The sequence below is a fragment of the uncultured Maribacter sp. genome, from assembly GCF_947500985.1.
Taxonomy (GTDB): Bacteria; Bacteroidota; Bacteroidia; order Flavobacteriales; family Flavobacteriaceae; genus Maribacter.
Window position 1 is genome coordinate 349,177 of the sequence record NZ_CANMTX010000004.1, and the last position, 14,141, is coordinate 363,317.

Here is a 14,141-nt window from a genome sequence, read left to right on the forward strand (position 1 = left end):
ACCTTACTTTCTTATGTTATTCAGTTGAACTTCTACACCGTGGTGAGTAACTGCATTGGTTTTAAAATACTCGACCAACGTAGTTTTTTCTTTTTCATTAGCGCCTAATTGGTTTAATATATTCAGTAGGTGCATTTTCATATGTCCTTTTTGAATTCCGGTGGTTACCAAAGAACTTACTGCAGCAAAGTTCTGCGCAAGTCCTGCAACAGCAACAATCTGCATAAGTTCTTCTGCAGATGGTCGTTGAAGTATCTCCATATTCAGTTTCACTAGCGGATGTAAATTTGTGAGTCCGCCAACAGTACCTAAAGCTAAGGGTAATTCAATCCAGAATTTAAAAATTCCGTTTTCAATTTCCGCATGGGTTAAGCTTCTATATTGTCCATCTTTACAAGCATATGCATGTACACCGGCTTCTATAGCTCTAAAGTCATTTCCCGTGGCTAAGACAACCGCGTCAATCCCGTTCATGATGCCTTTGTTGTGTGTAACTGCGCGATAAGGTTCGACTTGCGCAATTTTAATCGCTTGTATAATTTTTTCGGCTGTATGCTGTGGAGTTAATTCTGCCGTTAGTTTTAAATCTTCTACTGGGCAGCTAACTTCAGCACGTACAGTACAATTGGGAACGTAGTTAGAAAGTATGCTCATTACTACTTCTACATCTTTCTCTATGGCTGAGAATTCATCATAATTTGCAGTTTCTTTTTTCAATGTAGCTGCAAATTGCTCTAAGCAGCTATTGATGAAATTAGCGCCCATAGCGTCTTTCGTTTGAAAAGTAGCATGTAGCTGAAAGTAATTTTCTAATTCGCTGGTTTTATCTCTTAGAACGATATCAGAAATACCACCACCTCTTTTTTCCATACTGGTTGTCAAAGAAGCACTTTCGGCAAGTAGAATAGGTTTTAGATAAGTGAAAAAGGAGTTTAGTTTTTTCACCGAACCTTTAAAAATAAAGTGTACCTGACCTACTTTCTCAGTACCTATGATTTCGGCTTTAAATCCGCCTTTGTTCAACCAAAATTTTGCGGCCTTACTAGCGGCTGCAATAACAGAACTTTCTTCAATTGCCATAGGTATGGCATAAAGTGTCTCGTTGATTAAAAAATTAGGGGCAATGCCTAATGGCATATAAAGATTGGTGAGTGTATTTTCAATAAACTCATCGTGTAGTTGCTGAATGCTAGAATTCTCATTCCAGTAGGTTTGCAATATTTTCTTTGATTGCGTTGCATTTTGGGTGTAATTTGTGGTGACCCAATCTATTTTTTCTTCTTTCGTAAGCTTGGAGAAACCGCTTATTGGCTTGGTCATTTAGGTATAACTTTCTACTAATATTCGATGTTGTGTAAACGTCTAGATTTAGAAAAATACTACACATTTTTACGGTGGTAAAGATAAGCATATTGGCTAGAATCTATTTTCTAAGGACAAAGCGTTAAAACCGCTTTCTTTTTCACTGTAAAATGTGTTTTTTTGAGGAAATAGTGGTAAACTTGAGAGATTTAACAAAATTCAAATTTTTATGCGAAAAACACACTTATTTGCGTTGATTATATTTTCGTTCACCGCAATTACTTGGGCACAGGAAAAACAAATACAAGTTTCTGATATTTATCAAGGCGCTTTTAGAACAGAAGGGATGGATGCCCTTAGGTCCATGAACAATGGCACCCAGTATACGGTTCTTAATTCGAATAGGTTTAGCCAAGTTACAACAGTTGATAAATACGATTACAAAACATTAGAAAAAGTAGGTACAGTAGTTTCTTCCGCAGATTTAGCAGAGATTCCTTCGTTTTCGTCTTATGACTTCAGTTCAGATGAAAAAAAGATTCTATTGTCAACAGAGGTAGAACCAATATTCAGAAGATCGAAACTTGGTATTTACTATGTGTATGATGTAGCTTCTAAACAAGTGGTTAAAATAAGTGCAGACAAAATACAAGAGCCATTATTATCTCCAGATGGTAGTCAAGTTGCATATGTAAAGAATAATAATATTTTCATTTTTAATATAGTTTCGGGTGAAACCAAGCAGATTACTACAGACGGAGTAACCAATAAAATCATTAACGGGGTTACCGACTGGGTTTATGAAGAGGAGTTTGCTTTTGTTCGTGCTTTCGAATGGAATGCCGATGGATCTAAAATAGCTTTCTTACGTTTTGATGAAACCAATGTTCCAGAGTTTTCTATGGATGTTTATGGAACCGGGCTATACCAACAACCACATGTATTTAAATATCCAAAAGCTGGCGAGAATAATTCTATAGTGACGTTGCATCTTTTAGATGTTGCAAGTGGAGCGATTTCTGCAGTAAATACCAATAATGCATATTACATTCCGCGTATTAAATGGATGAACAATAAAAATATGTTGAGTGTCCAAACCTTGAACAGGCATCAAGATCATTTGACCATGTATGCGGTTAATGCAAAAAAAGGTGAAGTAGCTGTTCTATTAGAAGAGAAAGATGATGCGTATGTTGATATTACCGATAACCTAACATTTTTAGAAGATGATAGCTTTATCTGGACTAGCGAAAAAGATGGTTATAACCATATTTACCTTTATGGGGAAGATGGTAGTTTAATGAATCAGATTACAAAAGGCGATTGGGAAGTAACCAAATACTACGGTTACGACCAAAACGAAGATAAAATTTACTATCAATCAACTGAAAATGGTTCTATAAACCGTGGGGTTTATAATATTAGCAGCGGTGGTGATGATAAAAAAGGTTTAGCAGTAACTGAAGGAACGAACAACGCTTCTTTTAGTACTGATTTCACATATTTCATTAATACATTTTCTAGTGCAGAAATGCCTCAGGTATATACCTTGCATCAAGCCATTAATGGTAAGAAGGTTAAAGATATAAAAGACAATAGTCAATTATTGAAGAGATTAGAAGGGTACGCTGTTAGTCCTAAAGAGTTTTCTACAATTGCTATTAATGGCAACGATCTTAATATGTACATGATCAAGCCAAAAGATTTTGATCCTGCAAAAAAGTATCCTTTATTCATGTATCAGTATAGTGGTCCTGGATCGCAAAATGTTAGCAATAGTTGGATGGGCGCTAATGATTACTGGCACCAAATGCTAGTAGCAGAAGGGTATATTGTTGCTTGTGTAGATGGTCGTGGAACCGGATTCAAAGGAAGAGATTTCAAAAAAGTTACTCAAAAAGAATTAGGAAAATACGAGGTAGAAGATCAAATTGCTGCTGCTAAAAAATTAAGTGAGTTACCGTATATCGATGAAGAAAGAACTGGTATATGGGGTTGGAGCTATGGTGGCTTTATGTCAACCAATTGCATTTTAAAAGGTAATGATACTTTTGAAATGGCAATTGCTGTTGCGCCTGTTACATCATGGGCTTTTTATGATACTATTTATACGGAGCGCTACATGCAAACTCCGCAAGAAAACCCAAGTGGTTATGATGACAACTCACCATTTAATTACCCGCAGTTATTGGAAGGTGATTATTTGTTGATACATGGTACTGGTGATGATAATGTACATGTACAGAATTCTATGCGTATGATAGAAGCTTTAATTCAGGCTGACAAGCAATTCGATTGGGGAATCTATCCAGATAAAAATCATGGGATTTACGGTGGAAACACAAGAATTCACCTTTATAACAAAATGACCAATTTCATAAAAGAGAAATTATAAACTAACTAATTGAACTATGACTGAAAGTACTGAAATTTCAGACCAAAAGCAGATTTTTGGACACCCGCAGGGTTTATTTTACTTATTCTTTGCAGAATTGTGGGAGCGTTTTAGCTTCTACGGTATGCGAGCGTTGCTGACGCTTTACATGATTGATGTAATCTTTAAAGCCTTGGCAGAAAGAGATTATGCGACAGCAGCTGTTTACTCCTCTTATGGTTCATTGGTTTATGCCTCGACGGTTATTGGGGGGAAATTATCGGATAAGATTTTAGGGATGCGAAATTCCATTTTCTTAGGGGGAATCTTAATGTCTATAGGTCACTTTGTTCTGGCTGTTGAAAATGATATTGCTTTTTTCTTGGCGCTATCATTGATCATTGTAGGTAACGGATTTTTTAAGCCAAATATTTCCACATTTGTTGGTACGTTATATGAAAAAGGAGATCCCAAAAAAGATTCTGGTTTTACCATTTTCTACATGGGTATTAATATTGGTGGTTGGGTAGCTCCACTTTTATGTGGTTGGCTAGCGGCTACCTATGGTTGGCACTATGGTTTTGGTTTAGCAGGTATTGGTATGTTAACTGGTCTAATTGTTTTTTGGAGAGGTATACAAGCAAACGTTTTCGGAGATAGGGGCTTGCCACCTAATGAGCACGTATTAGAAAAAAAAGTACTTGGTGTAAAACAAGGTATTCTTGTGCCTGTACTTGCTGTATTGGCAGCGCCATTAATAGCACTGTTATTATCATCTTATAAAGCGATTGCTACAGATGGTATGTTCGCAGATCAGAATATTGTCAACGTAATCTTTACCGGTATTGGTATTGCAGTACTTGCATATTTGGCTTATGAAATGTATAAAGCGAACCTTAAGGAAAGAAAAGAGCTATTTGTAGCTGTTTTACTTACGTTTTTCATGACAATATTCTGGGGTTTTCATGAATTGTCTGGTAGTGTTATTACCTTGTTTGCAGCTAGAAATATTGACCTTGATGGTATAATGTCTGCGGCACAAACTAATTCATTAAACTCTATGTTCATTATTATCTTGGCTATTCCGATTTCCATGATGTGGACTTGGTTGAGCAAGAAAAATTGGAATCCTAGAACTCCTTATAAATTCGGATTAGGATTACTTTTTGCCGGTATCAGTTTTTATGTTTTAGCATTAAGTGGTGGTAGCGCCAACGAAAGCGGATTTGTTCCGTTTACATATCTTTTGTTAATGTATTTCTTGTTGTCTGTTGGTGAGCTGTTTATGTCTCCTGTTGGCTTATCTAAAATGACAGATTTGGCACCTATGAGATTAATCGCCTTTATCATGGGTGTTTGGTTTTTATCGTCTGCATTTGCATTTCAGATAGTTGGTTTTATAGGTAAGCAATTAGCGATTGAAAGTACAGATGGTGATGTAAGCGGATTTGCAACTTTAACGGTGTATACAGATGGTTTTATGCTTATTGCAAAATATGCTTTAGGTGCAGGTGTTATTGTTCTTTTAGCATCACCACTAATTAAAAAGTTAATGGGTAAAGTGCATTAGTCTCTAATTACTCAAAATAATAAGCTCCCTTTTCACCAGTATAGTGAAAAGGGATTTTATTTTTTATACAGGTTTCTTCCCAGCGGGAAATATAGCTTTTGTAATTACTGCCATCTGCTATGATCACCTTTGGATTGATACTGTCAAGCAATCTGTTTAGATTAATTTTTGGTGATTGTGTTAATAGAATTTTATGGAATGCCGACTTCGAATAAATTCCTGCACTATCAATAACTAGTAACGATTCGTCTTCTAAAGTATAGCTATTTTTTAAAGAATCATATCGCACCAAATCTATACGTTCAGCAGTTTTATAATCTGATATAAGATAATCTGGTATATTGTCAGGGTTTGTTAGGATGGATAAATCATCTCCGCTTCTGTTAAAAATGAGACTCTTTCTTGTTTGATGTAACACCATTACTTCCGATTTACTACGAGCTTCATATTCCTGATAAATTGTCCAACCTTGAAAACATAGAATACTCAGTAAAAAGAAAACTATTCGTTTGTAATTGAATTTTGTAAAAAGTTCTACGCCCATTATAAGGACCAAAACACTTAATAATAGCTGAATAAAATCAAAAGAGATAGTGCTAAAAATAAAATTTTCTTGTTTTGCGACCCAAGCAATAAGGCTGTTCATTAGACTGATGATTTCATTATAAAACCATACCAATTGCGTAGGAAGCCAATTTAATAGTGATAATGCAATCACTAAAATACCCATACCTAGAATCAATCCTAAAGCAGGCACAATTACTAAATTCGAAACAAAGAACAATCCTGGGAATTGATGAAAATAAAATAAGCTAATAGGTAAAACACCTAATTGCGCGGCGATGCTAACACAAAGCAGTTGCCAAAAGTAGCGTACCACTTTATTCTTCGGAAACCATAATTGTTTAAGTAAGGGGAAAATCCAAAGTATGGCAAAAACAGCAGCATAACTCATTTGAAATCCGACTTGAAACAATAAATTCGGATTGATGAATAGTAGAATAAATAATATGGAAAGCGCAAGTATATTGAAGGTGTTACTAGGTCTATTTAAATACAGTGCATAAGCCACAAAAGTGAACATGGTGGTTGCACGAATAATACTAGCAGACAACCCAGCAATAAAGGCAAAAACCCATAAAAAGAGAACCGATAGAATTAAAATAAGGGTTCGCCCATTAGGGATGTTTTTTAGCGGACTCAATAAAAATTGAATTACTAAAAGTAGAATACCAATGTGTAGTCCAGATACTGCTAAAATATGCACGGCACCCGCTTTCTGATAGTTGGTATACGTTTCTTCTGATATATCTGAACGCTGCCCAAGTAATAGTGCTTGTATGACTCCTAATTCATCTGCTCCGAAATTTTCTTTATCAAGTTTTTTAATAATATGATTTCTAGCTCTTGCAGCGATGCCGAGAAGGGTAGTTTGCGAACTTTTAATTTTCACAAGCTTATCATGTTCTATTTGTATACTATGATATACACCTAGATTCTCCAAATATTTTTTATAATCAAATTGATGTGGATTTAACGGAGAAGAAATAGCTTTAGCTTCGGTATAGGTTACAAATTCATCATCGATAGCTAAGCTTAAATTCACTGAATCTTTGGGTATGGTGAGAAGAATAGTGCCACTTACATGCTCATTCTCGATATTTTTTACAGTGGCAAAATAGCGGGTCGAAAACTGATTAGGTTTTAGAACCTCTTTGATTTTTAGCGTCCATAATTCGTCCTTGGTGCTTTGGTGATTACTGTAATGACTGTTGTGATTTATGGGTTGTGCGGCAGTGTAGCTGTAGATCCCTAGTGATACAAATGTTAGCGCGGCAATGGTTCCAAATAAAATTGATTTTGTATTCTTTTCAAAAAAGAAAATTCCGGCAAGTAGTAGAAAAAGAAAAACGGTGATGTAAAGAGTATATAATAAGTTGAGAGAAAAAAAGTAACCTATTAAGATTCCAACAATGAGTAAAAGCGTTAATCTGATAGGAATAAACGCTAAAAGCTTCATGCTATAATATTCTTGTAGCTTTTACGAATGCTTGGTTCCAGAATCCGTCTCGTAAAGATGAAACGGTAACACCTCGAGATGTTGATGCGTGTATAAATGTAATTTCGTCATTATCGGTACCTACAACCATACCCACATGGTTAATGCGCTTAGAACCTCTTGAAGTCTTAAAGAATAACAAGTCGCCCTTTTCCACATTTTTAACGGTTACCCTACGACCTTCTTCAGCCATGTTGTAAGAAACTCTTGGAAGCTGTACATCATGTTCACCAAAAGAAATATATAGTAGACCAGAACAATCCATTCCTTTCTTGGTGGTACCGCCAAACTTATAGCGTGTACCGGAAAATGAAAGGGCTGTATTAATGATCTCGTCAGCCTTAGTTTGCGTTGAAGAAGAAATTACCCTGCGTTCTTCAGCTCTTGTAGGTTCGGTAACATTACCTGTTCTGGCATTATTTGCGGCAGCAACAAATATTTTACGCTCTTTGTCAGAAGTGCTCGTTTTTTTGACTCCGCAACTAGCTAAAAAGCAAATGATAAAAAAGTATGGTAATATGCGCATAAAATAGTGTGTACCCTATAGTACGTGTAACTCCAAAATTATAGAATTATTTTTTAAGATTAATAAAGCTATGAAACTTTAGCATTTGCAATGATTAACGAAGCGGCCTCGGCGCTAGCACCAGAACCACCTAACTTAGTAATTAACTCATCATAATCAGCCAATTGTTTTCTTCTGGCTTCCCCATCTAAAATAAGGGTCAGTTCCTTTTTAAGGTTCTGTTTGGTGAAATCATCTTGTATTAATTCTTTAACTACTTCCTTTTTCATGATAAGGTTGACCAAAGAAATATATTCTAAAGTAATAATGCGTTTTGCAATTTGGTAAGAAATCCAGTTTGCCTTGTAGCATACTACTTGTGGTACTTTAAATAAAGCAGTTTCTAATGTGGCAGTACCACTAGTAACTAAAGCAGCAGTTGATATAGAAAGTAAATCGTAAGTTTTGTTTTGAATAAATTTTACATTGGCATTGGTAAGAAAAGTAGCGTAGAATTCTTTGTCTAAGCTTGGTGCGCCTGCAATGACAAATTCATATTCAGCAAAGTCGTTGGTTAAAGAAAGCATCAAAGAAAGCATCTTTTGAACTTCTTGTTTGCGACTGCCAGGTAGTAAGGCTATAATTGGTTTGTTTGGATCTATGCCGTTATCTGATCTAAATAGACTTTCGATTAATTCCGGTCTATTGTCAATGGCGTCTAGTAAAGGGTGTCCTACAAAGTTGACTGGGTAATTGTGTTTCTTTTCGTAAAAATCTTTCTCAAAAGGGAGAATCACATACATGTGGTCAACCGTAGCTTTTATTTTCTCGATTCTACCTTCTCTAGATGCCCAAATCTGTGGAGAGATGTAATAATTGGTTTGGAAATTATGTTCTTTAGCCCATTTTGCAATTCGTAAATTAAATCCTGAGTAATCAATAAATATTATAGCATCAGGATTAAAGGCTGCAATGTCTTGCTTACAGAATTTTATATTTTTGAAAATGGCGTTTAAGTTCATGATAACTTCGAGAAATCCCATGAATGCCAATTCCTTATAATGTTTGGCTAAAGTTCCACCAGCTTGTTGCATTAAATCGCCGCCCCAACATCTAATATCAGCATTGGGATCTTGTTTCTTCAATGCCTTAATTAAGTTAGAACCATGTAGATCACCAGAAGCTTCGCCTGCAATAATGTAGTACTTCATTTTAAAATACTTTGTAGTAAAGAATTGCGAAAGCGGTTAATATGGTAGCAATCAAAACCCCTTTAGCTCTATTATCTCTCTTAATTCTTAGAAATCCGAAAAAAGCAACTAAGTTTAGAATGGCGCCTAATGCCAAAAGGCTGCCAACATGTTCTTGGTTAACAGCGGCTTCAAAAGTTTCGGCAATGCTTAATTCTGAAAATATAAGAATGTATAGTAATGTACCAAGCGTGTTTGCAATGATGCCTACTATAAAGCCTATTAGAATTTCTTTTTTAGTATTCATTTAAAATAGTTGTGCGTAATAATTAAATCTTTAAACTGTGTTTTCCTAAAGCTCCCAAGTATTCAATTCTTGAATTACATGATGGGCAGTTAAATCGAATTGTACAGGCACAACAGAAATGTAACCATTTGCTAATGCCCATTCGTCGGTATCTTCGCCTTTGTCGAGTAGTTCAAATTCACCGGTAAGCCAATAGTAATCTTTACCCATGGGATTAGTTCGCTTATCGAACTTTTCTTTCCAATTTGCTTTTGCTTGTCTGCACACCTTAATACCTTTTATCTCATTTTTGGTAAGCTTAGGTATATTTACATTTAACACGGTACCTTTTGGAATTCCGTTGGTTAAAGCTTGGGAGACAATACTGTGAATAAAATCATGAGCTTGCTCAAAATCAGCATTCCAGCTATAGTCACATAACGAAAAACCAATAGCAGGAATTCCCTCTATACCAGCTTCTACCGCAGCACTCATGGTACCTGAATAAATAACATTAATTGAAGAATTAGAGCCGTGATTAATGCCGCTAACACAAATGTCGGGTCTTTTTGGTAGTATTTCTTGAAGAGCTAATTTTACACAATCTGCAGGTGTACCGCTACAGCTATATTCGTCAATACCATCTTGGTCTAGATCGATTTTCATTTTTTTAGAAAAAAGGGCAGTATCTAAGGTAATTGCATGACCCATGCCAGATTGCGGACTGTCAGGTGCTACGACAACTACATCGCCTATTTTTTTCATTATCGTGATTAACATGCGTAAACCAGGCGCAGTAATTCCGTCATCATTCGTTATTAAAATCAGTGGTTTTTCCATATCATATACTTTCTGTAGTAAAAATACGTTTTTAAATATGATAAGCCCGAAATGCCGTTTAACAAAAAATTAGTTCTAAGCACATTTAATTGGCATGGTTTTTTCTTTACCTTAGGGGTTTAAGTAACTTTTAATGTTGCTTACAACCCTCAAATTCGGAGATATTGAAAAGGAAAGTAAAAGATAATTTTATGAAAAGAAATTTAGCCTACGTACTGTTGTTGATGCTCGCAGCTGTAGCATCATGCAGTTTTACAAATAAGACTTTTGAAAATGACGATAAGGACAAATTGTTGTTAGATTTAATAACCTATGTGTTAGAAAAAGGACATTATGAGCCTAAAGCGCTTAACGATGATTTTTCGGTACATGTGTTTGAAGATTTTATTGATGTTATTGATCCTACCAAAAGATACTTTATAGCATCTGATATTGCTGAATTTGAAAAGTACAAATATCAGATAGATGACGAAATCAAAAATACAGATATCACATTTTTCAATGTAGTATATGAAAGATTGATGGAACGTATGGGCGATGCAAAAGGAATTTATAAAGAAGTCTTAGAAACTCCTTTTGATTATTCTGAGAATGAAAGCATCAGTATTAAATATGATGAAGAGCCATTTGCTGCAAATAGAAAAGAGCTTAAAGAACGTTGGAGAAAGCAATTGAAATATGCAACCTTAGGTACGTATGATTCTAAAATTTCTCATATGGAGAATGATGAAATCGAGAGTACAGATGAGCATAATCATACTGCGCATTCACAAAAAGAAGCAGAAGAAGAATCAAGAAAATCTACAGAAACTACTTTAGATGAGTTCTTTGATTTTGTAAATGATTTAGAGCGTAAAGATTGGTTCGTACAGTATATTAATACTATTGTTGATGAATTTGATCCACATACATTTTACTTCGCTCCAGAAGAAAAAGAGAAGTTTGATACCAGCATGTCAGGTAAGTTTGAAGGTATTGGAGCAAGACTTCAGAAAAAAGCGGAAGGTGCAAAAATCGTAGAAATTATTTCTGGTGGACCAGTATGGAGGGATGCAAGATTAGAAGTTGGTGATGAAATTATAAAAGTTGGTCAGAATGGTGAAGAGCCTATTAATATAGTTGGTATGCGTTTAGACGATGCCATTAAATTAATAAAAGGTGCTCAAGGTACTATTGTAGATTTAACGGTTAAAAAAGTTGATGGTTCTTTAGATGTTGTTTCTTTAACAAGAGACGTTGTAGAACTAGAAGAGTCATATGCGAAATCTGCCAACATTATAAAGGGAGAAGAAAAATTCGGAATTATTAATCTTCCAAAATTCTATGTTGATTTTAATGATTACAGCGAAAGAAATGCGGCAACAGATGTTGCTAAAGAAGTAGAGCGTTTAAAAGAAGAAGGCATGGAAGGTCTTATTTTAGATTTACGTGATAATGGGGGCGGATCTTTAAAGACTGTTGTTGAAATGGCAGGTTTGTTTATTAAAGATGGTCCTATTGTACAAGTGCAGTCTAAAGATAAGGGCAAAGATGTATATGATGATAAAGATGAAAGAATTCAGTGGGATGGTCCATTGGTAATTCTTGTAAATGAGTTATCTGCTTCTGCTTCAGAAATTTTAGCAGCTGCAATGCAAGATTATAAAAGAGCTATTGTAATAGGTAGTAAGCAAACATTTGGTAAAGGAACGGTACAGAACGTTATACCGTTGAACAATATGTTACGTAGTAATGAGCACGGAGATTTAGGTGCTATTAAAATTACTACTCAGAAGTTCTATAGAATTAACGGCGGTTCAACGCAGTTAGAAGGTGTTAAGAGTGATATCGTGGTACCAGACAGATATAGTTATATTGATTTAGGAGAAAGAGATCAGTCTAATCCGTTAGGATGGGATAAAATCACACCTGCAGATTATAAAGCTTGGGACGGTTATATTAATTATGAGAAAACTATTGCCGATAGTGAAAAGAGAATGGCAACGAGTCAACAAATTAAGTTGATAGAAGAAAATGCAAAGTGGTTAAAAGCCGAGCAAGACGAAACGGAGATCTCTTTAAATTTCGATACTTATAAGGAAGAAAAAAATAAGGATAAAGAACAATCGAATTACTTTAAGAAGTTAACCGATTATGATTCTCAACTTACGTTTAAGTCTTTAGGTTATGAAGAGCAATTATTTACTAAAGATTCTGTGTTACGTGAAAAGCGTAATAGATGGCATAAAAATTTAGCAAAAGATGTTTATGTTGAGGAAGCTGTAAACGTATTAGAAGATTTAAAAATAAATAATATTAAGCAGGGTAAACTTGCTAGTGTTAAGAACTAGACTTCTTGTATTATAAAATAAAAAAGCCGCTATATAAATTATATAGCGGCTTTTTTTTATGAATTATTTTTTAAATGAATTTGGCGTACTCAGATTTTCCAAATTCAGCTAATTCATTATTTGTGTTACGTATTTTTTTACTTTGAATGTAGGTTACAAATAAAAGTACAATGCATATTACCGCAGATGCTCCGTTACCATCTTTTACAGCCAAATGAGCTATAGCACCCAATGTATAATTCATAAAAAATCCGGCATAAATCCATTCTAATGACCAGTGCGATTTGTTGAACACGATCATTAATAGACCTATAGATTGAAATACTCCAAGAAGATATATTAGGTAAATAGGATAACCAAGTTTTGTAAAAGTAGCGACAACTGTATCAAAATTAATAATAGAGTTAATGATTGAGCCTGCAACGGCGATGGCGAAAAGCCCTAATGCGATGTAATAAAAAGATTTTTGAGAATTCATAATAAGTAGGTTTTAATGTTATTATGTCTTAAAAATAAGTTCACCTATAAAAAGTTTTAAGTTTTTATAGGTGAACTGAAAATTGCTGTAGTTGAATAGAATATCTCTTAAGTTAAACCGGACTACATATTAAGATAAAAGCTTGTCTGCATGTAACTGTCTAAGTTTAGCCAACTTGGGATTGATAACGACCTGGCAATAGCCTTGCTCAGAATTATTCTTGTAGTAATCTTGATGATCCTCTTCTGCATCATAGAAAATACTTAAAGGACTTAATTCAGTGACAATAGGTTTTTCATAGACCGCTTGCATCTCGTTCAATACTATTTTTGCTTTTTTCTCTTGTTCATCATTATGAAAATAAATGACAGATCTATATTGGGTTCCTGCATCGGCACCCTGTCTATTTAAAGAAGTAGGGTCGTGGGTTGTCATGAAAATTATCAGAATATCTTCATAAGAAATAATAGCTGGGTCAAAAGTAACTTGGACCACTTCTGCATGACCGGTTAACCCTGAACAGATTTCTCTGTATGTTGGTCTTCCCGGAGCTTTTCCGCCTGTGTATCCAGAAACTACTTTATGTATCCCTTTTACCTCTTGAAATACCGCTTCGGTACACCAAAAGCAACCACCACCAACTGTGGCGATTTCTAGATTCGTATTAGCCATTAGCTTCCTCCTTTTCTAATTGCATAGATTCAGAATTAATGCAGTAGCGTAATCCGCTAGGTTCTGGTCCATCAGGGAATATATGGCCCAAATGCGCATCGCAAGTATTACACATTACTTCTACGCGTATCATACCAAAGGTTGTGTCCTTATGATATTTTATAGCATTCTCTTTAATGGGTTGTGTAAAACTAGGCCACCCAGTACCAGATTCAAATTTAATAGTAGAATCAAATAATGGTGTGCCACAACAAACACATTCATACTTGCCAGCTTCGTGAGCAGTGCAAAGCGCACCAGAATGCGGAGCTTCAGTACCTTTTTTTCGAGTAACTCTAAACTGTTCAGGTGTCAAAATCTCTTTCCATTCCTGTTCTGTTTTTTCAACTCTTCTATCAGGTTCAGGGTTGCCATTCACTGAAAAATGAATTACATCTCTCCAAGTTAATATCATAATTTTCCTTTCGTTTAGACTTTTTTTACTAGGTATATTGGTCGGTAATTTGCCTTATATCTTACAAAATTAGGTAATTTT

Annotated in this window: 12 protein-coding genes; 3 read left to right on the forward strand and 9 right to left on the reverse strand. The window is 35.1% G+C overall.

Annotation, left to right across the window (positions count from 1 at the left end):
• Window positions 1-3 precede the first annotated feature (3 nt).
• On the reverse strand, window positions 4-1,320 hold the full coding sequence (locus tag Q0871_RS10865; RefSeq protein WP_299322455.1) for a hydroxymethylglutaryl-CoA reductase, degradative: 1,317 nt from the start codon (window positions 1,318-1,320) through the stop codon (window positions 4-6).
• Window positions 1,321-1,531: 211 nt separating this feature from the next.
• Here Q0871_RS10865 and Q0871_RS10870 point away from each other — a divergent pair, with 211 nt between their 5' ends.
• Both Q0871_RS10870 and Q0871_RS10875 read left to right on the forward strand, forming a co-directional pair.
• Window positions 1,532-3,697, forward strand: coding sequence for a S9 family peptidase (locus tag Q0871_RS10870; RefSeq protein ID WP_299322457.1), 2,166 nt, complete (start codon window positions 1,532-1,534; stop codon window positions 3,695-3,697).
• Window positions 3,698-3,713: 16 nt separating this feature from the next.
• Window positions 3,714-5,246 carry a peptide MFS transporter gene (locus tag Q0871_RS10875; protein ID WP_299322462.1) on the forward strand — a complete coding sequence of 511 codons (1,533 nt, stop codon included), beginning with the start codon at window positions 3,714-3,716 and terminating at the stop codon, window positions 5,244-5,246.
• Window positions 5,247-5,253: 7 nt separating this feature from the next.
• On the opposite strand, the gene Q0871_RS10880 is transcribed toward Q0871_RS10875, so the two are convergent.
• From Q0871_RS10880 to surE, 5 genes are all read right to left on the reverse strand, one after another.
• The gene (locus tag Q0871_RS10880; RefSeq protein ID WP_299322467.1) at window positions 5,254-7,266 is read right to left on the reverse strand and encodes a ComEC/Rec2 family competence protein; all 2,013 of its coding nucleotides are present in this window, start codon (window positions 7,264-7,266) and stop codon (window positions 5,254-5,256) included.
• A gap of 1 nt (window position 7,267) precedes the next feature.
• Window positions 7,268-7,831, reverse strand: a complete 564-nt coding sequence (locus Q0871_RS10885) for a C40 family peptidase (protein WP_299322470.1) — start codon at window positions 7,829-7,831, stop codon at window positions 7,268-7,270.
• Between the two features lie 68 nt (window positions 7,832-7,899).
• Window positions 7,900-9,021 carry a lipid-A-disaccharide synthase gene (gene lpxB / locus Q0871_RS10890; protein ID WP_299322473.1) on the reverse strand — a complete coding sequence of 374 codons (1,122 nt, stop codon included), beginning with the start codon at window positions 9,019-9,021 and terminating at the stop codon, window positions 7,900-7,902.
• A 1-nt stretch (window position 9,022) separates the two neighbouring features.
• A complete protein-coding gene (locus Q0871_RS10895; protein ID WP_299322476.1) occupies window positions 9,023-9,307 on the reverse strand; it encodes a hypothetical protein in 285 nt (94 codons plus the stop codon).
• A gap of 45 nt (window positions 9,308-9,352) precedes the next feature.
• Entirely contained in the window at window positions 9,353-10,126 is a 774-nt protein-coding gene (surE, locus tag Q0871_RS10900; protein ID WP_299322481.1) for a 5'/3'-nucleotidase SurE, read from the reverse strand.
• A gap of 191 nt (window positions 10,127-10,317) precedes the next feature.
• Here surE and Q0871_RS10905 point away from each other — a divergent pair, with 191 nt between their 5' ends.
• Window positions 10,318-12,456 carry a carboxy terminal-processing peptidase gene (locus Q0871_RS10905; protein WP_299322485.1) on the forward strand — a complete coding sequence of 713 codons (2,139 nt, stop codon included), beginning with the start codon at window positions 10,318-10,320 and terminating at the stop codon, window positions 12,454-12,456.
• A gap of 70 nt (window positions 12,457-12,526) precedes the next feature.
• Here the strand turns inward: Q0871_RS10905 and Q0871_RS10910 are convergent, their stop codons facing one another.
• The 3 genes from Q0871_RS10910 to msrB all read right to left on the reverse strand — a co-directional run bounded on the left by Q0871_RS10910 (window position 12,527) and on the right by msrB (window position 14,057).
• Window positions 12,527-12,934: a DoxX family protein gene (locus Q0871_RS10910; RefSeq protein ID WP_299322489.1), complete on the reverse strand. Its 408-nt coding sequence runs from the start codon at window positions 12,932-12,934 to the stop codon at window positions 12,527-12,529.
• A 129-nt stretch (window positions 12,935-13,063) separates the two neighbouring features.
• Window positions 13,064-13,606, reverse strand: a complete 543-nt coding sequence (gene msrA, locus Q0871_RS10915; RefSeq protein ID WP_299322493.1) for a peptide-methionine (S)-S-oxide reductase MsrA — start codon at window positions 13,604-13,606, stop codon at window positions 13,064-13,066.
• Window positions 13,599-14,057 (reverse strand): peptide-methionine (R)-S-oxide reductase MsrB, encoded by a 459-nt coding sequence (gene msrB / locus Q0871_RS10920; protein ID WP_299323361.1) that lies wholly within the window; start codon window positions 14,055-14,057, stop codon window positions 13,599-13,601. Before msrB ends, msrA begins: the two co-directional genes overlap by 8 nt.
• Window positions 14,058-14,141: the final 84 nt, after the last annotated feature.